This is a genomic window from Prauserella halophila (assembly GCF_024171895.1).
In the GTDB taxonomy this organism is placed as follows: Bacteria; Actinomycetota; Actinomycetes; order Mycobacteriales; family Pseudonocardiaceae; genus Prauserella; species Prauserella halophila.
In genome coordinates this window covers 1,062,325-1,085,988 of the sequence record NZ_JAMTCQ010000008.1, presented here as the reverse complement: position 1 = coordinate 1,085,988, position 23,664 = coordinate 1,062,325, and the positions used below count along the sequence as shown (strand labels likewise).

Genomic DNA, 23,664 nt, shown 5'->3' with positions numbered 1-23,664 from the left:
ATTGTCCGAGAGCAACGAGGCGGCCGCGGGCGGCTGCCCGGTCGTACACGGTGGCGGGCTGCCGCACCCGACGCAGGCCGCCAGCAACCCGGTGTGGTGGCCGAACCGGCTCAACCTGAAGATCCTGGCGAAGAACCAGCCTGCCTCCGACCCGATGGGCCAGGACTTCGACTACGCCGCGGAGTTCTCCTCCCTCGACCTGTCGGCGGTCAAGCAGGACATCGCGGACGTCCTCACCGACTCGCAGGAATGGTGGCCTGCCGACTTCGGTCACTACGGCCCCCTCATGATCCGCATGGCCTGGCACAGCGCGGGTACCTACCGCGTCAGTGACGGCCGCGGCGGCGCCGGCGGCGGGCAGCAGCGCTTCGCGCCGCTGAACAGCTGGCCGGACAACGTCAGCCTCGACAAGGCGCGCCGACTGCTGTGGCCGGTCAAGAAGAAGTACGGCAAGCAGCTCTCGTGGGCCGACCTGATGATCCTCACGGGTAACGTCGCGCTCGAGACGATGGGCCTGAAGACGTTCGGCTTCGCCGGTGGCCGCGAGGACACGTGGGAGCCGGAGGACGACGTCTACTGGGGCTCCGAGACCACCTGGCTCGGCAGCGACCAGCGCATCTCCGGTGGCGAGGAGAACCGCGAGCTGGAGCAGCCGCTCGGCGCCACGCACATGGGCCTGATCTACGTCAACCCGGAGGGCCCGGAGGGCAAGCCGGACCCGGTCGCCGCCGCGCGTGACATCCGCGAGACGTTCGGCCGCATGGCGATGAACGACGAGGAGACCGTCGCCCTCATCGCCGGTGGTCACACGTTCGGCAAGACTCACGGTGCCGCCCCCGACTCGAACAACGGCCCCGACCCCGAGGCCGCGCCGCTCGAGATGCAGGGCCTCGGCTGGAAGAACAGCTACGGCACGGGCAAGGGCCGCGACGCCATCACCAGCGGTCTCGAGGTCACGTGGACCCCGACGCCGACCCAGTGGAGCGGCTGGTTCTTCCACAACCTCTTCGCCTACGAGTGGGAGGTCTACGAAGGCCCGGGCGGCGGCTGGCAGTGGCGCCCCAAGAACGGCATGGCCAACAACACGGTGCCCGACCCGGAGAGCGGTGAGCTCGACCGCCAGCCGAGCATGCTCACCACGGACCTGTCGCTGAAGGTCGACCCGGTCTACGAGCCGATCTCCCGCCGGTTCATGGAGGACCCGGACGCCTTCGCCGACGCGTTCGCCCGCGCGTGGTTCAAGTTGACCCACCGCGACATGGGCCCGAAGGACCGCTACATCGGCGCGGAGGTCCCCTCGGAGGACCTCATCTGGCAGGACCCGGTCCCGAAGCCGGAGTACGTCCCGAGCGAGGCCGACGTCGCCGAGCTCAAGGGCAAGATCGCCGACTCGGGCCTTTCGGTGTCCGAGCTGGTCTCCACCGCCTGGGCCGCCGCGTCGACGTTCCGCGGCAGCGACAAGCGTGGTGGCGCGAACGGTGGCCGGATCCGCCTCGAGCCGCAGATCAACTTCGAGGTCAACGAGCCGGACAAGCTCAAGCCGGTGCTGAAGAAGCTGGAGGAGGTCCAGGCCTCCTTCGGCAAGCCGGTGTCGCTGGCCGACATCGTGGTGCTGGCCGGCGTCGTGGGTGTCGAGAAGGCGGCCAAGGCCGCGGGCGTCGACGTCACGGTGCCGTTCACCCCGGGCCGCGGTGACGCCACGGCCGAGCAGACCGACGTCGAGTCGTTCTCGCACCTGGAGCCCAAGAATGACGGCTTCCGCAACTACTTCGGCAAGGGCAACGCCCTGCCCGCCGAGTACGCGCTCATCGACAGGGCCAACCTGCTCACGTTGACCGCACCGGAGATGACCGTGCTCCTCGGCGGCCTGCGGGTGCTGGGCGCCAACTACCAGGACTCCAAGAATGGCGTGTTCACGTCGAAGCCGGAGGCGCTGACCAACGACTTCTTCGTGAACCTGCTCGACATGGGCACGGAGTGGGAGCCCACCACCGACGCCTCCGAGGAGTTCGTCGGCAAGGACAGCGCGACCGGTGAGGCCAAGTGGACCGCCAGCCGTGTGGACCTCGTGTTCGGCTCGAACTCCGAGCTGCGCGCGGTGGCCGAGGTCTACGCCGCCGACGACGCGAAGGAGAAGTTCGTCAAGGACTTCGTCGCGGCGTGGGACAAGGTCATGAACCTCGACCGGTTCGACGTCACGGCCTGATTCGGGCCTGAGAAGCGGCGAGCGGCCCGCCGCCGGGACCTCCCGGCGGCGGGCCGTCTCGTGCACCGCACGCGGGCTGGACCGCACGCGGGCTGAGCCGCGGGTGGCGTGTGATGCGGGGAGCGAGGAGCCGGACCTCAGGCGCCGTCGGAGTCCTGCTCCTCGTGCTCGGCGCGGCGGCGGCTCTCCCGGTAGCCGTAGGCCGCCTGCCGCACGGCCCGGTCCGTCTCCAGGCTCGAACCGAGCGCGCCCGCGATCCCGCCGAGTGTCGTGAACGCCCATGCCACGGCCAGATACGTGCCGGCACCGGTCTCGGTGCCGAGCATGCCGGTCAGCAGTGACGCCGGCAGGATCAGCCACGCCAGCACGAAGTTCACGACGAACAGGATCGCCAGCAACACGACCACGCCGATGATCAAGGTCAGCACGGTCGAGGCGTTGTACAGCCGCGCCAGCTGCGGATCGGATCGCGGGTCACCGCGCTTCTCCCACAGATCGTGCGCGGCGATCAGCCACGTCACGAGCACCGCGATCGCCGTCGCCGTCGCCAGCACCTTGAACCCGATGCCCAACTGGTCGCCGACCATCCAGATCGTGCTCGAGGACAGTCCGAACGCGCTCGTCGCCACCGCGGCCGCCAGCGCGCGGGAGAGCCCGAACACCAGGCGCCACGGCCGGTTGGTGCGCACCATGCCCGACAGCAGCCGCAGTGTGCCGCTCCTGCCCGGCGTCACGTACCGCACGTCGAGATGGCTGCCTTCCGTTTCGACCGCGGTGCGGCGAATGGGCGCGAGCACCCCGATCATCCGGCCGCTGAGACCGTGCCGGCGCTGCCGGCGCACCCGGCCCGGGTCCCGCCCGTGGTCGCTCCGCAGTTCGTCGAGCACCTGCCGGATCACCTGGTGGACCCGCTTGCGGGTCTGCAGGCCGCCCATGCCCGGAACCGACACCACCGCGACGCCGCGATCGTGATCGATGTCGGCGACGACAGGACCTTCCTCGGACCGCACCGGGAGATCGGTGATGCAGAGGGCGTACGTCCAGCCGCGCGAGTCGCACTTGTGCGCCGTCCGGTCGAGGATCTCCGCGGTGCCCTTGAGCGTGGCCGTCACCGGATCGGCGTCCACCTCGACACGCCATGCACCGTCCAGCTCCTCCGGCAAGGTCTCGGCCAGGTACTCGGCGATCGTCTCCGGCATGTCCGGATCCGCGATCAGGCCGAGCACGGTGACCCGCTCCCCGGAGTGGTCGTCGGCACCCGATTCGGTGTCATCGCTGGAGCGGGACGGCACTGGACTTCCTGCTTTCGCAATCGGTGTCGGCGCGGCGCCGGGTATACGAGGCGCCGGGTATACGGGGCGCCGGGTATATCAGGCGCTGCGGCTTACCACTGGCGCACCGGGTCGTAAACCGGTGGGACCAACCTGCGACAACTACACGACCTGCAGTAACGCGGGCGGGGCCGAACCCTGCGGGCCGTACGTGGTCGGCGGCACCTACAGCTGTGTCGGAGCCGGCGGCACCCAGGTCACGGACAACCGGTGGGCCCGGGTGACCTACCGCGCGCCCGAAGCGGCCTACGTGGCCGTGGCGTGCGCGGCATTCCGCGAGCTGTAACCGCCACGCCCGGGAACGAGCGCGCCTGAGCCCGAGGGCAGTGCCCGTGGGTTCAGGCGGCCGCGGCGAAATCGTCGTTGATCGACACGACCCGTCTGCCGGCCGCGGCCAGCAGCGAGGCGGCGATGCCCGCCCGGTAACCGGATTTGCAGTGCACCCACACCTCGCCTGCGGGGACCTCGTCCATCCGCTCCAGCAGCTCGTGCAGCGGAATGTGCACGGCGTCGTCGAGATGCCCCTCGTCCCATTCGGACCGGCGCCGTACGTCCAGCACGACCACGCGCCGGTGATGGCGGACCTGGGCCAGGTCGGCGAACCACGCCGTCTCGAACGAACGCAGCTCGCCGCCGAACGCCCACTCGCGTACGTTGCCGGTCGCGGCGGCCTCGAGCCGGTCGATACCGATACGGACGAGTTCCCGCTGCGCCTCGGCGATCTGCTCGGGCGTCTCACCGAGCAGCGTCAAGGGTGTACCCCACGGCAGCAGCCAGCCCAGATAGGTCGCGAACGCGCCGTCGATACCGAAGTTGAGCGTGCCCGCGACGTGCCCGGCGGCGAACGCCGTGCGGGTGCGCAGGTCGACGACCCATTCGCCGGCGTCGATGCGGCGCCGCAGCTCGGCGGCGTCGGCGCGGTGCGGGGGAGACAGGTCCGGTTCGGACGGGCCGGCCAGGTTGGCGGGCTCCATGTGCGCGTAGTACGCCGGGTAGACGTCCAGCCCGGCCAGCAGCGTCTCCACGTAGGAGCGCTCGTCGACGGTCAGTGCCGGGTTGACGTGCTTCTCGCGGCCGATGGTCGACGCGTCCCCGGACGTCGGCGTGGCGGAGCAGAAACTGCCGAACCCGTGGGTCGGCAGCACCTGCGTGTCGTCGGGCAGTTCGGTCGCCAGCCGGTGGGCGGACGCGTGCTGGGCGTGCGCCAGGTCCTCGGTGTGCTCCGGGCCGAGCAGGTCCGGCCTGCCGGTCGACCCGAACAGCAACGATCCGCCGGTGAACACCACCGGGGTGTCGTCCTCGCGGGTCGCGGCGTACGACAGATGCGTGAACGTGTGACCGGGGGTGGCCAGCGCGCGCACGCGCATCGAGCCGACCTCGACGACGTCGCCGTCGGAGATCGGCGTGCGCTCGAAGGTGACGGGGTCCTCGCGGTTGACGTGGTAGGAGGCCCCGGTCAGCCGGGCCAGGGCCAGTCCACCCGTCACGTAGTCGTTGTGGATGTGGGTCTCGAACACGGCCGCCAGGCGGACGCCGCGGTCCTCCACCAGCGTGAGCACCCGGTCGATGTCCCGTTGGGGATCGACCGCGAACGCCACCCGCCCGTCGTGCACGAGATAACTGCGATCACCCAGCGACGGTGTATCGATGGTGAGGATCTCCATCGGTGGTGTGCCCTCCCGGTCACTCACGGACAGTGCTCCGGCGGTGCCGGGCTCCTGCCCGCACGGTAACAGCGGGCGACTGCGTTTTCCGTTGTGTCGCTGTGAAGCCGGGCCGCTGTGAAGCCGGGCCGCCGTGACGTCGGGTCGCCGTGCGGCTCAGGCGACCGGGGTGCGCGCGACGAGCAGGATCGACTGCCCGAACGGCACGCGCACGTTCTTCTCGATCGCCTTCGTGACCGGCACGATGTACTGGTCGTACAGCGACACCAGCTTCGGGTTCGGCGAGCCCGTGCCGCCCTTGCGGACCGCGGCCCACCAGGCGAACGCGCCCAGGAAGTTGACCGGCTTGGCGACCTCGGGCGACAGCCCGGCGCGCCGTGCGGCCTGGGCCAGGGTGCGGGGCGTGTAGCGGCGGTGGTGGCCGACCATGCGGTCGAACTCGCCGTACAGCTGCTGGTATCCGGGCACGAACATGATGACCTTGCCGCCGGGCGTCACCGACTGCGACAGGCTGCGCAGTGCCCCGGCGTCGTCCTCGATGTGCTCGAGCACGTTGATCGCCAGGAGTGTCTCGACCGGGTTGCCGAGGCGGTCGTTGCCGTCGCCGTCGAGCTGCTGCACCTCGACGTCGGTGCGGTCGGCGAAGCGCGACTTCATCTGCTGGACGGCGTCCGGGTCGACGTCGGTGACCACGTAGCGCTCCGCGTTGTGGTACCCCGAGACGAACTCGCCGTCACCCGCTCCGATCTCGAGCACGGAGCGCCCGGCGTACGGCCGGATCAGTTCGCGCTGATACTCCAGGTAGCGGGGCTTGGCGTTGTCGCCTTCGAGGCTGCGGCCCGTCGCCGCGGCGAACGCACCGTGTCCTTCGTGCGCCTGCCCGTCCTGTTCCGAAAGCTGCAGTGTCACGCGTTCCCCTTCCGGTTTGCCGGACCCCGGGGTGGGTGTGTGCCGATCACCGTGTGCCGGTCACGAGGTGGACATGCCGCTCACGCGGCACGCTCCCGCATTTGCCCCCGCACCTGTTCGGCCTCGCACCTGTTCGGCCTCACACCTTCGGCGCAGCCGACCCCAGCGCCTGGGCTTGAATCCCGTCGTCCGTTGCCACTTCGGGTTCCCACCGTAGGGCATTTTAGTTATCGGACATCACCCAGGTTGATGCATATATGTTATAAATGCAGGAATACGAGCGTGTACCGCTGATCACGCTGCGCATCACGCACCTGGTCGGTACGGGCGGGCGCGTCATGCATGCAAGTATGCATGATCGAGTCGGGAGTTCGGGCGTGCTTCGGCCCGGTCAACGAACCATCACGAAAGGGTCGTTCCGGCCGGGTGGCGCAGCGGGCCCGGACGCCTCGGGTGGGCCGGGGCGTCCGGGGCGGGGCGTTCGGAGCGGGGCGTTCGAGGACGGGGCGTTCGGGTCGGAGATGCCGAGCGGGCGGGGTTTGCCCGGTGATCGCGCATCGTGGGCGGTCACAGACGTCACGGACACGCCCCGCGTTGCCGGGGTGCGGGGTGCGCGGGAGGGGGGAGAAGCAGGCACCCGCCGGGCGATGCCGGGGGACCACCGCCCGACGGGTGCCGGGTCACGCCACGTGCGGAGTCGAGTCCGTACGTCGGCGGCGTGCCAGTTCGCGGCGCTCCTCCTGGGTGAGGCCGCCGAAGATCCCGAAGTCGAGACCGTTGTCCAAGGCCTGCTGCAGACACAGGTCACGGACGGGACAGCGGGCGCAGACCGCTTTCGCCCGTGCGGCCTGCTGTGAGCCCGGGCCCGTGTCGGACACGGGGAAGAACAGTTCGGGATCCTCGTCGCGGCAGGCGGCGTCCTGCACCCACTCGAGGCTCTGTGGCCGGGTGAACGTTTCCATGGTGTGGGCGCCCTCCTTTCGCGGCGCAGTTCGGCGTCGGAGCCGAATTCGAATCGTGTGTGTTCGCCGAACCGCGGCCGGGCACGCGGCGCTGCGCTTGCCGTCTTCCGGGCGGATCCTGCCGTCTACCGGTTGAGATCCTGCCGTCTTCCGGCCGGGGATGAACGCGTGAGAACGGGCGAACACTTCGTCCAACGAACCGGGCTCGGGACTTTGTTCCGCGTGCACTTCTGCGCCGGGCGCGATGTCCGTCACGTGCCGCGTGTGCCACATTCGCGAAACGCCCGGCGCAGTGGCCGTGCCGGGTGGAGAACGGGAAACGATCATGCCGTGCGGGCACGGGCGGCGACGCGCGGGGACGACGCGCGAGGAGGGCGCATACTGAACGATGTGGACTGGATACTGCACGTCGATCTCGATCAGTTCATCGCGGCCGTCGAGATCGCGCGTCACCCGGAGTTGCAGGGCAGGCCCGTCATCGTCGGCGGCAAGGGTGATCCTGCACAGCGCGGTGTCGTTGCGACGGCCTCGTACGAGGCGCGGGAGTTCGGAGTGCACTCCGGGATGCCGTTGCGGACGGCACAGCGGAAATGTCCCGACGCGGTTTTCCTGCCTTCGGATTCGCCGGCCTACGAAGAGGTCTCCGAGCGCGTCATGGCGGCGTTGCGCGAACTGCCGGTCGTCGTGGAAATCGCCGGCTGGGACGAAGCGTTCCTCGGCGCCGGAACCGACGATCCGGAAGGCCTGGCGCAGCGCGTCCGCGACATTGTGAAGCAGCGCTGCGGACTGGAATCCTCGGTCGGAATCGGGGACAACAAACTGCGCGCCAAGACCGCGACCGGATTCGCCAAACCGGGCGGAATCCACCGCCTCACGCAGGCGGACTGGCTGCCCGTGATGGCCCACCGGCCACCGGACGCGCTGTGGGGTGTCGGCAGCCGTACGGCGGCGAAGCTCGCCGAACTCGGCATCACGACGGTCGGGCAGCTCGCCGAGGCCGACCGGGACGAGCTGGCGGCGCGGTTCGGGCCGACGATGGGCCCGTTCTTCCGGGTGCTGGCCCACGGCTGGGGTGACCGCGAGGTCACGGCGACGCCGCAGGTGCCGAAGTCGCGCAGCCGGGAGACGACGTTCCAGCAGAACCTCACCGACCGCGCCGAGGCCGACGCGGCCGTGCGTGACCTCGCCCGGCGGGTCGCCGACGACGTCGCCGCCGAGGGCAGGCCCGTCGCGCGCGTGGCCGTGAAGGTGCGGTTCGCGCCGTTTCTCACCAAGACGCGCAGCACGACCCTGCCGGAACCGGTCGACCCGGTCGCGCGCCTCTCGCCGGGCGAACGGCAGGAGCAGCCGGGACAGGAGCGGGAGCAGCCCGGGCAGCCGGGGCAGGAGCGGGAGCAGCCGGGGCAGCCGGGGCGCGGCCGGGTCGGCGAGGTGCTCGAACGGGCCGCGCTGGCCGTACTGGGCCGGTTCGAGTTCGACCGCCCCGTGCGGTTGCTGGGGGTGCGTGCCGAGTTCGTCATTCCTCCCGGCCACGACCGCGAGGAATGAGCTGAGTCACATACCCGCCCTCGATCCGGCGCTGTGTGCCCGGTGGGTGCCCCGGAATGTCCGACTGTGCAGATACCCTGCAGTACGGTGCCTTCCCGCCGGGTCCGGTGAACCTGCCCGGTGCCCGCAGCCCGCACGAGGCGGCCCGCCCGCTGGGCGCACGGGAGGCCGCCATCGCATCACGAGACCGGGAGAGACGACCCTGTGACTGCTTCGGCCGAGACCCTGTACGGGGCCGACGACCTGACCCACCTCGAGGGATTGGAAGCGGTGCGGAAGCGGCCCGGCATGTACATCGGGTCCACCGACAGCCGCGGCGTGAACCACCTCTTCGCCGAGATCGTCGACAACTCCACCGACGAAGGCGTGGCCGGCCACGCCGACCGCGTCGTGGTCACGCTGCACGCCGACGGCAGTGTCGAGGTCGACGACAACGGCCGCGGCATCCCCACCGGCAATCACGCCAAGTCGGGGACCTCGGGTGTCGAGCTGGTGCTGACGCGGCTGCACGCGGGTGGCAAGTTCGGTGGCTCGGGCTACAAGGCCTCCGGTGGTCTGCACGGCGTCGGAGCGTCGGCGGTCAACGCGCTGTCGCTGCGGTTCGACGTCACGGTGCGGCGCGACGGCAAGGTCCACGAGATGTCGTTCGCCCGCGGTACCGCCGGCGTGTTCGACGGACCCGGCCCGAAATCGAAGTTCACGCCGCAGTCGGGGCTGCGGGTCGCGCGGAAGATGAAACGCGGCGAGTCCACCGGCACGTCGATCCGCTACTGGTACGACGCGCGGTACTTCGAACAGGGCGCGGCGCTCGACGTCGAACACGTGCGCACGAAGCTGCAACACACGGCGTTCCTCGTGCCCGGCGTCACGTTCGTCCTGCGAGCGGCCACCGACGGCGAGGTCGGTGCGATCGAGGAAGAGACGTTCCACTATCCGAACGGGCTCGCCGACATGGTCGAGTACCTTGCACCCACGGGCGACCGTGCGGTGTGCGGGACCATCACGATCTCCGGCGAGGGCACCTACAAGGAGAACGCCGCCGACGAGAACGGCGTCATGCAGTCCAACGTGGAACGCCGCGCCGAGGTCGACGTCGCGCTGCGCTGGGGAACCGGCTACGAGCGCACCGTCGAGTGCTTCGCCAACACCATCCGCAACGTGCACGGCGGCACGCACCGGAAGGGCTTCGACCGGGCGCTGACGAAGTCGCTGCAGGATGCGATCTCACGCACCAGGGGGCTGCTCAAACCCAAGGAGGACCCGCCGACGCTCGACGACATCACCGAGGGCATGACCGCGGTGATTCACGTGCGCATCCCCGAACCGCAGTTCACGTCGCAGACCAAGGACGAACTGTCGACCGCGGGCATCACCAAGGTCATCCAGGGCATCGTGGACAAGGAGATCCGCGCCTGGGTCGACAACCGCAAGACCAAGTCCGAGGCCAAGACGGTACTGCAGAAGATCGTCGACGCCTCGCGGGTGCGGATCACGCAGAAGCAGCAGAAGGACGCCGCGCGGCGCAAAACGGCACTCGAGGGCGCCGCCATGCCGCCGAAGCTGGTCGACTGCCGTGCCACGGGCATCGCCCGCAGCGAGCTGTTCCTCGTGGAGGGCGACAGCGCCCTCGGCTGCTTCACCGGTGATACGCGGGTCGCGCTGGCGAGCGGCGGGAGCAAGACGTTCTCCGAGTTGGCCGACGACTGGGCGCAGGGGATCAGTCACTTCGGTTACACGACGAATTCCCAGGGCCGGGTGGTGGTCGCTCCGCTGGTGGAACCGCGGTTGACCAAGCGCGACGCGCCGCTGGTGAGGGTGCGGTTGGACAACGGAGAATCCGTGCGCTGCACCCCGGACCACCTGTTCCGGCTCCGTGACGGCTCGTACCGGCGCGCGGATCAGCTGACCGCGGGCGATTCGCTGATGCCGCTCTACCGTTCGGTGTCCGCCAAGTCCGCGGGGGACAAACTCGACGGCTACGAGCGCGTATGGATGAACGACCGTGACGAGTGGGTCTACACGCACTACATCGCGGATGCCTACAACCTGCGGCACGGCCTGGACAGCGCGGACAACGGCAACGTTCGCCACCACGTCGACATCGAGAAGCGCAACAACGATCCGCGCAACTTACGCCGGATGACCTGGGAGGACCATGCCGCGTTGCACGCCTCGATGATGGGTGAGCACGTGCATGCCGGTTACCGTGCCTGGCTGGCCGACGGTGGTCTCGAGTTCAAGTCCGCGATGCTGTCCGAGCAGTGGCAGGACCCGGAATTCCGTGCCGCGTGCCTGGCGCGATTGGCCGAGCGCAATGCGGACCCACAGTTCCGCGAGCGGATCGAGCAGGGTTTCCAGGAGTGGTGCGCGTCGCTGAGCGACGCCGAGCGCTCCGCGTACGCGGAGCGGATGCGTGCCATGCAGGCGGAGTACTGGGCGAATCCTGCGCACCGGGCTGATGCCGCCGAACGGGTTCGGATATTCTTCGCCGAACCCGGCAGACGAGCCGAGTGGAGCGAGCGTTCCAAGCAGCAGTGGCAGGACGAGGACCTGCGTGCATGGCGTTCGCAGAAGACGGTCGAGCAGTTCTCCGACCCAGCGGAACGTGAGCGGCAGCGGGAAGCTGTCGTCGCGTGGCACAAGGCGCATCCGGAGTTCGGACAACGGCACTCGACGCGTATGAAGCTGCGGATGCTGGACCCGGACACCGGTCACCTGGCGCGGGTGCAAAACGGCCGTGCGCGCTACGTCGAGAACGTCCCCCGTGCGGAGCGGGTGGCCCAGCAGAACGAGGGCAGGAGGATCGCGGCGCTCAAGCGGCTCTCCGACGTGCTGGACGTGTCGGACGAGGAACTCGCGGACGCGTACGAAACGCTCCGGCTTTCGAGCGCGCGGACCGGTCTGCGATTCGAGAAGCTGCTCGCGCATTACCAGGGCGACTACCGCAAGCTGCGCGAAGCCGCGACGCACCTCAACCACCGTGTCGAGTCGGTGGAGATGCTGTCCGAGACCGCCGACGTCTACGACCTGACCGTCGACGGTTACCACAACTTCGCACTCGAGTCCGGTGTGTTCGTGCACAACAGTGCCCGCAGCGCCCGTGTGTCGGAGTACCAGGCGTTGCTGCCGCTGCGCGGGAAGATCCTCAACGTGCAGAAGGCCGGTCTCGGCGACGCGCTGAAGAACGCCGAGATCTCGAACATCGTCCAGGTCCTCGGCGCGGGGACCGGGCGGACGTTCGACATGCCCGCGATGCGCTACGGCCGCGTGATCGTCATGGCCGACGCCGATGTGGACGGTTCGCACATCCGCACCCTGCTCATCACGTTGTTCGCCCGCTACATGCGGCCGGTGATCGACGAGGGCAGGCTTTACGCCGCGATGCCGCCGCTGCACAAGGTCGTCACCAAGGGCAAGAGCGAGGAGACGCACTACACCTTCACCGAGCGCGAGATGCAGGAGAAGGTCGCCGAACTCGAGGCAAAGGGCAAGACGATCAAGAAGCCGGTGCCCCGGTTCAAGGGTCTCGGCGAGATGGATGCCGACGAGCTGTGGGAGACGACGATGAATCCCGCGACCCGCGCCGTCCGCCGCATCACGCTCGACGACGCCGAGGCCGCCGAGGCCGCGCTCGAACTCCTCATGGGCGAGAAGGTCGAACCGCGCCGCAACTGGCTCGTCTCGTCGTCCGAACGCGTCGACCAGGCCGCGATCGACATCTGACGCCGCCGCACCCCGTATCCGCAGCACGTATCCGCAGCCCGTATCCCAGAGCCAGCGCACGAACCAGGAGCCGGACACCACGATGGCACGCCGAAAGAATCCGACCACCCGCGTCGATCCGGCCGCGTTCGACCAGGCCGGCGCCCAGGTCTACGACAACTCGCTCACGGCCGAGATCGAGGACTCGTACTTGGAGTACGCCTACTCGGTCATCCACTCCCGGGCCCTGCCGGACGCCCGTGACGGCCTCAAGCCGGTGCACCGCCGGATCCTGTTCTCCATGAACGAGAACGGCTACCGGCCCAGCCACGCGTACGTGAAGTCCTCCCGCGTGGTGGGCGACGTGATGGGCCGCTACCACCCGCACGGCGACGTCGCGATCTACGACGCGATGGTGCGCCTGGCGCAGGACTTCTCGATGAACGTCCCGCTGGTGGACGGGCACGGTAATTTCGGAAGCCCGGACGACGGACCGGCAGCCTCGCGTTACTGCGTCGTGGGTGACACTCGTATCCGGCTCGCGGACGGGTCGAGCCCGCGTATCGCCGACATGGTCGATCTGTCCGAGAACTCCGAGGCGGATGCCGACTTCGAGGTGCTCGACAAGGACGGCAAGGCCGTTCGGGTGAACAAGGTCTTCAACTCCGGGGTGCATCCGACCCTGCGCATGACCACGCAGTCCGGGTTCTCACTGCGTGGCAGCGAGAACCACCTCGTACTGTGCCTCGAAGCGCCTGCCGGTGTCCCACTGTTCCAGTGGCGCAGGTTGGACGAGGTCGAGCCGGGATCGGTCGTCTGCGTGGCACGCAACGCCTGGACACAGGTCGTGCCCACCGCGCGCGAGTACATGCTGGGTGTACTCGCAGGTGCGTGGGTCTCGGAAGGTTTCGCCGGCGAGAATCGCGCCGGGTTCAACAACACCGACGACCACTACTTCGACGAGGTGTTGCACGCCTACGACCAGGTTGTCGGCGGTCAGCGGTACGTGTACGAGCGGGAGACACGCCGCGACCGGAAGCGGATTCGTGAACTGGACATCCGGGAGTACGCGGGCGGCATGGACGCGTTCCGGCGTAGCCCCTTGGCCGAGTTCATCGGGCACGGGGCCAAGGAAAAGTTCGTGCCGGAACATGTCTGGACGGGCGGCTGGGGAACCAAGCGTGCGTTTCTGATGGCCGCGTTCGAGGGCGACGGTGGCGTTCGTCGGGCCGACAACTCGTTCACCATCCAGTACAGCACCTACAGTGAGCGTCTGGCATCCGAAATGCAGGAGCTGCTGGCGGAGTTCGGTGTCATGGCGCGAATCTGTGCCTACACGCGGCAGAGCGGTTCGATCGAGCGGCGACTGGTCATCGCGGGCCCGCGCAATGTCAAGGCCTTCGCCGAGCGCGTAGGGTTTCTCAAGACCAAGCAGGCCACATTGCAGGAGTTGCTGCAGTGCTCGCCGCTACGCCCACACCGGTTGAGCTCCGACCACGTTCCGTTCGTGGCCGACTACGTGCGCGGTGCCTTGGACTTCGACCGGCGCGGCAGCGGGCGGAAGTGGCTCACGCAGCACAATTTCGACCGGATGGAGCGTTGGGAGACCGAGCGTCTCCGCATCATCGACCGGATCAAGGACACCGAGGTCCTGAAGACGATCCTTCCGATCATGGATTCCGGGTACCGGTTCGAGCAGGTCACCGCCGTCGAGGAGGCAGAACCGGCCGAAGTGTACTCGGTTCGCGTCGAGTCGGACGACCATTCCTTCCTCGCCGGCGGTTTCGTCAACCACAACACGGAAGCTCGCATGTCGCCCGAGGCGATGCTGCTCGTCGGCGAACTCGGCGAAGAGACCGTCGACATGCGGCCGAACTACGACGGCGAACTGCTCGAACCGTCGGTGGTGCCCGCGTCCTTCCCGAACCTGCTCGTCAACGGCACGTCCGGGATCGCCGTCGGCATGGCGACGAACATGATCCCGCACAACCTCAGCGAGGTCATCGCCGCCGCACGCTGGTTGATCAACCATCCGAACGCCTCGCTCGACAAGCTGATGGAGTTCGTGCCGGGGCCCGACCTGCCCACCGGTGGGCAGCTGCTCGGCCTGGACCAGGTGCGCAAGGCCTACGAGACGGGCCGCGGTGTCGTGCGGATGCGGGCGACCGTGGAGACCGGCCCGGTCGAGGGCAGCAGGCGGCAGGGCATCACCGTCACCGAGCTGCCCTACGGCGTCGGCCCGGAGAAGGTGATCGAACGCATCACCGACGAGGTCAACAAGACCAAACGGCTCACCGGCATCGCCGACGTCAAGGACCTCACCGACCGCGAGAACGGCACGCGGCTGGTCATCGAGTGCAAGGTCGGCGTCAACCCGCAGGCGCTGCTGGCCGACCTGTACCGGTTGACGCCGCTCGAGCAGTCGTTCGGCATCAACAACCTCGTGCTCGTCGACGGGAAACCGCAGACGCTCGGGCTGAAGCCGCTGCTCGAGGTGTTCCTCCAGCACCGCTACGACGTCGTCACCCGCCGCACCCGCTACCGCAGGCGCAAGCGGGAGGAGCGGCTGCACCTGGTGGAAGGCCTGCTCAAGGCGCTCGTCGACATCGACAGGGTCATCAAGCTCATCCGGCAGAGCGACAACGCGCAGGCCGCGAAGGATGGCCTGATGAAGCGGTTCGAACTCACCGAGATCCAGGCGACCTACATTTTGGACACTCCGCTGCGGAGGCTGACCAAGTTCGACAAGCTCGACCTCGAACAGGAGGACGAGAAGCTGCGCGCGGAGATCGCGGAGCTGTCGAAGATCCTGGACGACGACAAGGAGCTCAAGAAGGTCGTCTCGGCCGAGCTGGCGACGATCGCCAAGGACTTCCCGACCGAACGGCGCACCGCGCTGATCGACGGTGACCTCAAGGAGGTGCTGGCCGCGTCCAAACCGGCCGGGCCGCTGGAGGTCGCCGACGACCCGTGCCACGTGGTGTTGTCGGCCACCGGCCTCGTCGCCCGCACGGCGGCGGAATCGGAGGAGGCGCAGGAGAACCGCCGTCGCAGCGGCCGCGTGAAACACGACGCGGTGCACGGGCTCGTGCGCACGACCGCCCGTGGCCAGGTGGTGCTGGTGACGAGCGCTGGACGCGCGTTCAAGGTGGACGTGCTGCCGCTGCCGGTGCTGCCGGAGCAGAGCGGAACGGTGTCGCTGCGCGGTGGAATGGCTTCGAAGGAGCTCGTGCCGTTGGCGAAGGGCGAGCGGATCGTCGGACTCGCCCCGCTCGGGGACCACATCGGCGACTCGCCGGGGCTGGCTCTCGGCACGAAGGCCGGTGTGGTCAAGGTGTGCGCGCCCGACTGGCCGGTGCGGTCGGAGGAATTCGAGGTCATCAACCTCAAGGAGGGGGACGAGGTCGTCGGAGCCACGTGGCTGACCGACGGCGAGGAGGAGCTGGCGTTCGTGACCTCGGCGGCGTCGCTGCTGCGCTACTCGGCCTCGCTGGTGCGGCCGCAGGGGCTCAAGAGCGGAGGCATGGCGGGCGTGAAGCTGTCCGGCGACGCCGAGGCGGTGTTCTTCGGCGCGGTGCGCACGGACGACGACGATCACGGTGAGCCGCTCGTCGTCACGGCGACGGGCGAGACGGTGAAGGTGACGCCGTTCGCGGAGTACCCCGCCAAGGGCCGTGCGACCGTGGGTGTACGCGCGCACCGGCTGCTCAAGGGCGAGGACGCGATCCGGGTGGCGTGGATCGGACCGAGGCCCGCGGGCAGTTCCCGCAAGGGAGACGCGGTGGAGCTGCCCGAGATCGACGACCGCCGCGACGGTTCCGGCGCGGCCCACCCCGGCCCGGAGGTCATCGGCCACCGCATCGAACGCGGCTGAGCCCGCCGGTGGCGGGTGTCGGCGTTGTGGGTGGTCGGCACACGCGCGCATCGACGATCGGGCGGACTTGCGCTTACGTGACGGTGGTCGGGCTGAGCTGAGCGGAGCTGTTCCGCGTCAGTAGAGCACGTCGAGAGTTACAGTTCGGCTATGGCGTCGGTGCTGGAGCTGCTGGAGGGTGCCGGGCTGTACCGGCCACCTGTCGGCAGGCTGTGTGATCTGGAAGAACTTCCGCCGGTGGCGGATGGCCACCGCGAGCTCACCGATGTCCTCTCGGATATGCGGGACGAGGAACGCTGGTGACCTGTGCTGACTTGTTCACGTGCCGCGGTGGTGGTCCGAGACTCGATCTGCCTGCCTGCCTGCCTGCCTGCCTGCCTGCCTGCCTGAGTCCGAGTTCAGGCGGGCCAGGCCGACAGGGTGCGGCTGCTCTCGAACCGGCGGTGCTCGCCGGTGAGCGGGTCGGTGAACTCGAGGACCTTCGCGAGCAGCTGCAGCGGGTTGCGGAAGTCGTCGAGAGCGGTCTCGTAGGTCACCGGGTAGAACGAATCGCCCACGATCGGCGTGCCGAGCGAGTTCAGGTGCACCCGCAGCTGATGGGTGCGGCCCGTGGCGGGGACGAGCCGGTAGCGGCCGAGTCCGTCGCGGGCCTCGAGGAGTTCGACGTACGTCTCGGCGTTCGGCTCGCCCGGAACCTCCTCGGCGGTGACGACCTCGCGGCGTTTGACGATCCGGCTGCGTACCGTGCGCGGCAGTGTCAGCTCCGGGTTCTGCGGGGCGATCGCCTCGTACTCCTTGTGCACCACACGGTCGCGGAACAGGTTCTGATACGGCCCGCGCAGTTCCCGCCGCACGGTGAACATCAGCAGCCCGGCGGTCACGCGGTCGAGCCGGTGCACGGGACTCAGCTCGGGCAGGCCCAGCTCGTCGCGCAGGCGCACCAGCGCGGTCTGCATGACGTGATTGCCGCGCGGGATCGTCGCGAGGAAGTGCGGTTTGTCGGCCACGACCAGGTCGTCGTCGCGGTGGACGATGCCGATGTCGAACGGCACCGGAACCTCGTCGGGCAGGTCGCGGTGGAACCACACGAACTCGCCCGGCACGTACGGGGTGTCCACCGACACCGGCCCCGTGGCCGTCACGAACCGGCCCGCGGTGAGCATCTCGTCGATATAGGTGGGTTCCAGCCGGTGCAGCCGCTGCACCAGGTGTTCGCGCACGGTCGCCCACGTCCCGTCGACGGGCAACCGGATCCGCGCCGCGTCGAGCCCGTTGCGCTGCGGCAACGGCGAGACGGGGCGTTTCATGCCCCCAGGATACCGGCGGCGTGCCGTGCCGATCGGGGAGCGGAGCACGGAGACCGGGCCGTCCGGCGGGCGCGACGGTCGCAGCGCCAGGCGCAGGCGCGTGTGCCGGTGACAGCGCAGGTCGCAGCGCGGGCGTCACATGCAGAACGCCCGGCACACCCACCGAGCGGAGGCGTGCCGGGCGTTCTCCTCATCCGGGGCCCGCAACGAGGGGGGAGGTGCGCGGTCCCCGGGGCTTTCGTCCCACAGCTGCGACCACCATACGACGCGCAACGTCGCCGGGCTATCGGCTGTGCGGACGACGTCGTACCCGCGAGTGTCCGACACCGCGGCCACGCATGCTGCGCCGGCAGGCGGGCGGTTAGCGCCGTGGGGCGACGGGTATCCGGCGCGGGACGCGGACGAGACGAGCGAGGGAGTTCGCCATGCTGAGTCGTCGCGAACGTGAGGAACTCGAGCGCATCGGTGGCAGGATCCGAGACGACGACCCCGAGCTGGCACGTGCGTTCGGCCGGGGCGGCCCGCCGCGCCGGTGGGCGGGTGACCGGGTGCTGCGCCGTGGCCTCGACATGTTCGCGGGCGTGCTCATCGTGCTCGGCCTGGTGACGTTGAACTTCGGCCTCGTGCTGCTGGCGGCGATCGTGCTGATCGTCGCCGCGTTCGCCCACGTGCAGGGTCGGGGCGGTTCGCCGAGCTCCGGGGCACCGGACAACGACGGCTAGCGTCCGATCCCGGTCCGCATCCGCCCCGGCAGGTCGAGCCCGCCTACGACCCCCAGGTCTCGCCGGTGATGCGCTCGTAGGCCTCGGCGTAACGGGCGCGGGTCGCCGTCACGACGTCGGCGGGGACCTCCGGCCCCGGCGGGGTCTTGTCCCAGCCGGTCGAGGTCGCCCAGTCGCGCACGAACTGCTTGTCGAACGCGTGCTGCCCGCGCCCGGGCTCCCATTCGTCGGCGGGCCAGAACCGGGAGGAGTCCGACGTCAGCACCTCGTCGCCGAGGGTCAGCACGCCGTCGGCGTCCCGGCCGAACTCGATCTTGGTGTCGGCGACGATGATGCCGCGTGCCGCCGCATGTTCGGCGCCCGCCCGGTACAGCTCCAGCGTGAGTTCCCGCAGGCGCTCGGCCGTGTCGCCGCCTTCCTGGGCGACGACGTCGTCGAAGGTGATCGCCTCGTCGTGCCCGGAGTCGGCTTTCGTCGTCGGCGTGAAGATCGGCTCCGGCAGCTTGCTGCCTTCGACGAGCCCGTCGGGCAGTGCCACACCCGACACGGTGCCGTGCTCGCGGTACTCCTGCAGTCCGGAGCCGGACAGGTACCCGCGTGCGATGCACTCGACCTTGACCATCGTCAGCGGCTTGCACCGCAACGCCCTGCCCGCGAACTCCTCCGGGACGTCCGTCGCCGAGAGCACGTGGTTCGGCACCAGCTCGGCGAACCGCTCGAACCACCAGCGGGACAGCTGGGTGAGCAGCGCGCCCTTGTCGGGGATCGGCGTCGGCAGTGTCACGTCGTAGACCGATATCCGATCGGAGGCGACGAGCAGGATGTCGCCGTCGTCGTCGTAGAGATCCCTGACCTTGCCCGCGTGGATGTGCTTCACGCGCCTCATCGTACGACCGGGTGCTGTGGCTCCCGGCGGGTAGCCCGAGGCCCGGCCGCCGACCTCCCGTGTTGCGGATTCCGGGGGCCGTGTTGCGAGTTCCGGGGGCCGTGTTGCGGGTTCCGGGGGCTGTGTTGCGGATTCCCGTGACCCGGGTTCCCGTGACCCGGGAGGTCAGCGGATCGTGAATTCCCGGGTCACGCCGGTGATCGGCGCGACGCGGCCGAGGGCGTTCCTGGCGTCGCCGCGGTAACGGATCCGGTGGGTGCCTGCGGCGTCGGCGGGTGGCTGCCACGTGATCGTGACGCGGGAGGCCGACACGCCGCGGCGGGTCCAGTGCAGCGCCGTGGACCAGTCGCCGTCGTCGGCGACCGGCTGCCACGCGCGGCCGTCCCAGCGCTGGATCTCGAGATACGTTCCCCCGCGGTGCAGGTCGTTGCTCGGGTGGGTGCCGGCGAACGTGGCCGACACCTGCTCGCCCGCGGAGTATGCCTCGGCGGGCTGGCTCAGTACGTCGCCGAATCGCTTGCCGAGTGGGGGAGTGTCGAGCACGACGCCGGGCTGGAGCCGGAACTGGTTGCCCGGCAGGTCCTCGGGCTCGTCGCCGGGCGGCACGTCACGGCCGTCGCGCAGGGCGGTGGCGAGCTCGTGCGCGGTCTGCTGCAGCGCAGGCAGCTGCCAGCGGCCGAACAGCGTGCTGCCGCCCTCGTAATGCTGGGCGTCGTACTCCTCGGGAGTGGTCAGATAGTGGAAGTAGGAGTTGGCGTAGCCCGCGACCAGGACGTTCTGCAGGTCGGCGCCGACAGCCTCGGCGACGGTCCGCCGCAGCCGCAGGCCCGCGGTGATGGTCACTTCGCCCGGCACCCCGATGAGGTGCAGCTCGCCGACGCGCATCAGCTGCACCGGCACGATCTCCTGCACCCACGGGTGGACCTTGTTCATCGCACCGACCGGCGCGAACACGCCTTTCGGAGCCTGGCATTCTTTCAACTTCGGCGATGCGCGGTACAGCACCGAGTGGGAAACCTTGTCCCACAACGGATTCTCGCCCTCGTCGAAGCCGGGAAAGCCCGGCCCGTCCTCCAGACTGCCCGCCGCCATGGCCGCGCCGACGGCAGGCTTGCAGGTGCGATGGGTCCGGCCGTCGCCGGTGAATTCGGGGCGGACCTCCACCTCGGACAGGTTCAGGTGCACCAGCCGTGAGTCGACACCGCCTGCGATCGCGGTGCCGTCGGCGGTCAGCTGCCGTTTCGCGGCCCGGTACTGTTTCTCGCCGTTGGCCGTGGTGCGCTGGAAGTCCTCGGGCGTGCTCGGTGGCGTCAGGTCGAGGTTGGGTGTCAGATCGCCCGCGTTGGTCTGGGCGAACGCCGAGACGAACGCCGGTGCCGGGTCGCCGCGGTAGTCCACGCCCGCGTCCTGCCGTTCCCAGCGGTAGGCGGCGTATCCCTTGTTGTCGGAGCTGACGAGGCGGTTGTCGCCGGACATGCTCGTGGCGTGGACGGGGAACCAGTTGATCGCCCCGACGGGACGGCCGTCGCGTTCGATCCGCAGCAGCGAGGTCTGCGGATCGACGGCGTCGGGGAAGTGAGCCTTGTCGCGGGCGGGGTTGCGGTCGAACGCCGCGCGGGACCGGTTGGCGCTCGCGTCGGCGAGTTCGTCGTGGGTGAGCGTCAGCGACGCGGGCGCGAGGTCGGAGTGGGCCTTCTCGACCGATTCGACGATGCCGGATGTGACCGCCTCGAACGTCTTGCGGTGAAAGCCCAGCGTGGTGATGTTGTACAGCAGGTGGTGCGCATGGCCCCCTGGTGTGGCATGCGAGTGCGTGGCGGTCAGCATGACGTTGCGCTCGGTGTAGGTGTCGCCGTAGCGCTCGGCCAGTCGGCGCAGCACCTCCTGGCGCACGCTGTTGAAGATCATCGGTGCGTCGACCACGACCAGCAGCACGCGCTCGGACGTGTCCCGGTCGGCGACGACGAACGCGCGCGAGCGCTGCCGGTTGTGCAGGCCGGCGGCCTGCTGGTCGATGCGGCCGTAGCCCATCAGTCCGACCTCGGCGATCTCTCCCGTCGCGTCGGCGATGCCGCGTCCCACGAGATACGGCTCGGCTGCGTGCACGGAATCCTCCCCCTCGGGTGGCGTCGCACCGGCAGGAGCGGGGAGCAGGGACGCGCCGAGAAGCAACGTCGTGACCAGGACCAGCGCGCGCTTCGTCCTCCGTTCACCCGTCCGCCGGAAGAACGTGAATGAGATTCGAATTTTCGGGGTCGGGGTCCGGTCACGCAAGGGCGAATCCGGCGGAAACCGGCCACGACCGGGTGGAACCCGGTCTGCATCACCCGGGTGGCGGCGCGGGAACGGCTCCTCAGTGCCGGTGGAGGTGGTCCAGCAGCAGGGCGGTCATCTGTTCCGGGGCCTCCTCGGGCACCCAGTGGGTGACGTCTTCGAGCATCCGGAACTCGTACGGCGCGCTCACCCACTGTTCGGTCGCCAGGGCGGCCGTCGAACCGAACGCGACGTCCTCGGTGCTCCAGACGTACAGCGTCGGCACGGTCACCGCCTCGATCGCCGCCTTCGGACTGCCCGCCCGGTACCAGTTCAGCGCCGCGGTCAGGGCGCCCGGCTCGGCCAGCCGCGTCAGGTAGTCGTCCGCCCGGCCGCGCGGAACCTTCCACTCGAACATGCGGCGCAGCGGCTCACCGTCGTCGGCCAGCATGCGTTTCTCGGTGTCGGAGCTGCGCCAGTCACGCATGTACTGCGAGCGCATCGCCTGGTCCTCGTCGGTGCGGAGCGCCTCGCCCAGGGCGCGAGGATGCGGTGTGGACACCGCGGTGAGCGTGCGCAGCCGGTCGGGATGCCGGTCGGCGGTCCACCACGCGACGGCACCGCCCCAGTCGTGCCCCACCAGATCGAACCGTGACCATGCGAGCGCGCCCGCCATGGCGACGACGTCGTCGACCAGGTGGTCCATCTCGTAGTCGGCGACGTCGGTGGGCCGGACGCCGGGGGAATAGCCGCGCTGATCCGGTGCCACCGCGCGGTATCCCTCGCCGCCCAGGCGTGCGACCTGGTGTTCCCACTCCACGGCGGCCTCGGGGAAGCCGTGCAGCAACAACACCGGACGACCGTCGTGCGGCCCTGCCGCGATCGCGTCGAAATCGCCTGCGGACGTGGGAATGACGAGATGTTCGATCACGTGGTCACGGTAGCGGACCGGGTCAGACGCCCCAGTCCGGGCGCAGCGGCATCGACGCGTCGCCGTGCTCGCCGACCTTCACGCCCAGCACCTGCTGCAGCTCGAGCTGATGACGTTCGAACGAGAGCCGCGAGGCCGCCATGTACAGCGCCCACACGCGGGCGCGCTGCACGCCCGATTCCGCGACGGCGGCGTCCCAGTGCGTGTCGAGATTGGCACACCATGCGGCCAGCGTGCGGGCGTAGTGCTCCCGCAGGTTCTCCGCGTGCCGCACCTCGAACCCGTTGTCCTGCATGGCCGACACGATCGCCCCGACTCCTTCGAGCTCGCCGTCGGGGAAGACGTAGCGGTCGATGAACGGGCCCGTGCGGTGCGAGTCGTACGTGTGCGGCCGCACGATGCAGTGGTTCAGCAGTCTGCCGCCCGGCCGGAGTTTCCCGTGCAGGAACCGGAAGTACGACGGGACGTTGCGCGCGCCGATGTGCTCGGTCAGCCCGATCGACGACACCGCGTCGAAACCGGATCCGGTCACGTCGCGGTAGTCCAGGTGGTGGACCTCCGCACGGTCGGCCAGACCGCGTTCGGCGAGATCGCGCTGTGCCCATTCGGCCTGCTGCCGCGACAACGTCACGCCGATCGCGCGCACGCCGTAGTGCTCGGCCGCGTGCGCGACCATGCCGCCCCAGCCGCAGCCGACGTCCAGCAGCCGCATTCCGGGTTCGAGCGCGAGCTTGCGGCACACCAGGTCGAACTTGTGGAACTGAGCGTCCTCCAGGCTCGCCGCGTCGTCGGGGTAGCAGGCGCACGTGTAGGCCATCGACGGGCCGAGCACGAGCTCGTAGAAGCGGTTGGACACGTCGTAGTGCCGGGAGATCGCCTCGCTGTCGCGCGTCTTCGAGTGCCGCAGTCCGCGGGCCGCCCTGCGGATGCGCGACGGCGCCTCCTCCGAGGGGATCGGTGCCGGCCGCAACTGGTCGGTGAACTCGCGCGCGAGCCGTGCCGCCAGCAGCATCCGGTCGGCTCTGGTCAGCTCGTCCGCCGTCGTCAGTGCTCGCAGCACCGCGTAGAGGTCACCGATGACGTCGAGCTGCCCCGTGATGTAGGCCCGGGCCAGGCCCAGTTCGTTCGGCGCGGTCAGCACGTAGCTCAGGGCGGCCGGGGTGCGGACGTGCAGGCGCAGTGAGGCATCGGGGTCACCGAGGACGGTGCCGTCGAAGGCGGTGATGCCGACCGGCGGATCGTCGCCGAGTGTGCGGCGCAGGATCAGGTGGAGTGCCGCAGGCCTCACGGCCGTCGACGTCGGTGCCGGCGGCGGGGACGCCGGCCGGGAGCCGAGTGCTGTCGAGAAGGGGCGGCTCGCTCCCATGAC

The 23,664-nt window shown here is 69.4% G+C and carries 16 protein-coding genes; 7 read left to right on the top strand and 9 right to left on the bottom strand.

Annotated elements, in window-relative coordinates:
- Position 1: 1 nt before the first annotated feature.
- Complete coding sequence (katG, locus tag LY41_RS05210; protein ID WP_253862641.1) at positions 2-2,206, top strand: catalase/peroxidase HPI; 2,205 nt, start codon at positions 2-4, stop codon at positions 2,204-2,206.
- A gap of 137 nt (positions 2,207-2,343) precedes the next feature.
- Here the strand turns inward: katG and LY41_RS05205 are convergent, their stop codons facing one another.
- Positions 2,344-3,498, bottom strand: a complete 1,155-nt coding sequence (locus LY41_RS05205; protein ID WP_253862640.1) for a hypothetical protein — start codon at positions 3,496-3,498, stop codon at positions 2,344-2,346.
- A 121-nt stretch (positions 3,499-3,619) separates the two neighbouring features.
- Here LY41_RS05205 and LY41_RS05200 point away from each other — a divergent pair, with 121 nt between their 5' ends.
- The gene (locus LY41_RS05200) at positions 3,620-3,823 is read left to right on the top strand and encodes a hypothetical protein (RefSeq protein WP_253862639.1); all 204 of its coding nucleotides are present in this window, start codon (positions 3,620-3,622) and stop codon (positions 3,821-3,823) included.
- Between the two features lie 52 nt (positions 3,824-3,875).
- Here LY41_RS05200 and LY41_RS05195 read toward each other — a convergent pair whose 3' ends face one another.
- From LY41_RS05195 to LY41_RS05185, 3 genes are all read right to left on the bottom strand, one after another.
- Positions 3,876-5,201: an MBL fold metallo-hydrolase gene (locus LY41_RS05195; protein ID WP_253862910.1), complete on the bottom strand. Its 1,326-nt coding sequence runs from the start codon at positions 5,199-5,201 to the stop codon at positions 3,876-3,878.
- A gap of 156 nt (positions 5,202-5,357) precedes the next feature.
- Positions 5,358-6,110, bottom strand: a complete 753-nt coding sequence (locus tag LY41_RS05190) for a class I SAM-dependent methyltransferase (RefSeq protein ID WP_253862638.1) — start codon at positions 6,108-6,110, stop codon at positions 5,358-5,360.
- A 680-nt stretch (positions 6,111-6,790) separates the two neighbouring features.
- Complete coding sequence (locus tag LY41_RS05185; RefSeq protein ID WP_253862637.1) at positions 6,791-7,072, bottom strand: WhiB family transcriptional regulator; 282 nt, start codon at positions 7,070-7,072, stop codon at positions 6,791-6,793.
- A gap of 381 nt (positions 7,073-7,453) precedes the next feature.
- Between LY41_RS05185 and LY41_RS05180 the strand changes: the two genes are divergently transcribed.
- The 4 genes from LY41_RS05180 to LY41_RS05165 all read left to right on the top strand — a co-directional run bounded on the left by LY41_RS05180 (position 7,454) and on the right by LY41_RS05165 (position 16,499).
- Positions 7,454-8,620, top strand: coding sequence for a DNA polymerase IV (locus LY41_RS05180; RefSeq protein ID WP_253862909.1), 1,167 nt, complete (start codon positions 7,454-7,456; stop codon positions 8,618-8,620).
- Positions 8,621-8,824: 204 nt separating this feature from the next.
- Positions 8,825-12,343, top strand: coding sequence for an ATP-binding protein (locus LY41_RS05175; protein WP_253862636.1), 3,519 nt, complete (start codon positions 8,825-8,827; stop codon positions 12,341-12,343).
- A gap of 82 nt (positions 12,344-12,425) precedes the next feature.
- A complete protein-coding gene (locus tag LY41_RS23995) occupies positions 12,426-16,196 on the top strand; it encodes a DNA gyrase subunit A (RefSeq protein WP_253862635.1) in 3,771 nt (1,256 codons plus the stop codon).
- A gap of 150 nt (positions 16,197-16,346) precedes the next feature.
- Positions 16,347-16,499, top strand: coding sequence for a hypothetical protein (locus LY41_RS05165; RefSeq protein WP_253862634.1), 153 nt, complete (start codon positions 16,347-16,349; stop codon positions 16,497-16,499).
- Positions 16,500-16,594: 95 nt separating this feature from the next.
- Here LY41_RS05165 and LY41_RS05160 read toward each other — a convergent pair whose 3' ends face one another.
- The gene (locus tag LY41_RS05160; RefSeq protein ID WP_253862633.1) at positions 16,595-17,503 is read right to left on the bottom strand and encodes an RluA family pseudouridine synthase; all 909 of its coding nucleotides are present in this window, start codon (positions 17,501-17,503) and stop codon (positions 16,595-16,597) included.
- Positions 17,504-17,928: 425 nt separating this feature from the next.
- On the opposite strand from LY41_RS05160, the gene LY41_RS05155 reads away from it, so the two are divergent.
- Positions 17,929-18,225: a DUF3040 domain-containing protein gene (locus LY41_RS05155; protein WP_253862632.1), complete on the top strand. Its 297-nt coding sequence runs from the start codon at positions 17,929-17,931 to the stop codon at positions 18,223-18,225.
- Between the two features lie 43 nt (positions 18,226-18,268).
- Here LY41_RS05155 and LY41_RS05150 read toward each other — a convergent pair whose 3' ends face one another.
- From LY41_RS05150 to LY41_RS05135, 4 genes are all read right to left on the bottom strand, one after another.
- Positions 18,269-19,111 (bottom strand): phosphoribosylaminoimidazolesuccinocarboxamide synthase, encoded by an 843-nt coding sequence (locus tag LY41_RS05150; RefSeq protein WP_253862631.1) that lies wholly within the window; start codon positions 19,109-19,111, stop codon positions 18,269-18,271.
- Between the two features lie 165 nt (positions 19,112-19,276).
- On the bottom strand, positions 19,277-21,352 hold the full coding sequence (locus tag LY41_RS05145; protein ID WP_372493118.1) for a neutral/alkaline ceramidase: 2,076 nt from the start codon (positions 21,350-21,352) through the stop codon (positions 19,277-19,279).
- A gap of 112 nt (positions 21,353-21,464) precedes the next feature.
- Positions 21,465-22,295: an alpha/beta fold hydrolase gene (locus LY41_RS05140; protein WP_253862629.1), complete on the bottom strand. Its 831-nt coding sequence runs from the start codon at positions 22,293-22,295 to the stop codon at positions 21,465-21,467.
- Positions 22,296-22,317: 22 nt separating this feature from the next.
- The gene (locus LY41_RS05135) at positions 22,318-23,661 is read right to left on the bottom strand and encodes a class I SAM-dependent methyltransferase (protein WP_253862628.1); all 1,344 of its coding nucleotides are present in this window, start codon (positions 23,659-23,661) and stop codon (positions 22,318-22,320) included.
- Between the last annotated feature and the right edge of the window lie 3 nt (positions 23,662-23,664).

Coding starts and splice junctions, on each gene's coding strand:
- LY41_RS05195 (WP_253862910.1), bottom strand. CDS start 5,201: ATGGAGATCCTCACCATCGATACACCGTCGCTGGGTGATCGCAGTTAT.
- LY41_RS05185 (WP_253862637.1), bottom strand. CDS start 7,072: ATGGAAACGTTCACCCGGCCACAGAGCCTCGAGTGGGTGCAGGACGCC.
- LY41_RS23995 (WP_253862635.1), top strand. CDS start 12,426: ATGGCACGCCGAAAGAATCCGACCACCCGCGTCGATCCGGCCGCGTTC.
- LY41_RS05165 (WP_253862634.1), top strand. CDS start 16,347: ATGGCGTCGGTGCTGGAGCTGCTGGAGGGTGCCGGGCTGTACCGGCCA.
- LY41_RS05160 (WP_253862633.1), bottom strand. CDS start 17,503: ATGAAACGCCCCGTCTCGCCGTTGCCGCAGCGCAACGGGCTCGACGCG.
- LY41_RS05155 (WP_253862632.1), top strand. CDS start 17,929: ATGCTGAGTCGTCGCGAACGTGAGGAACTCGAGCGCATCGGTGGCAGG.
- LY41_RS05150 (WP_253862631.1), bottom strand. CDS start 19,111: ATGAGGCGCGTGAAGCACATCCACGCGGGCAAGGTCAGGGATCTCTAC.
- LY41_RS05135 (WP_253862628.1), bottom strand. CDS start 23,661: ATGGGAGCGAGCCGCCCCTTCTCGACAGCACTCGGCTCCCGGCCGGCG.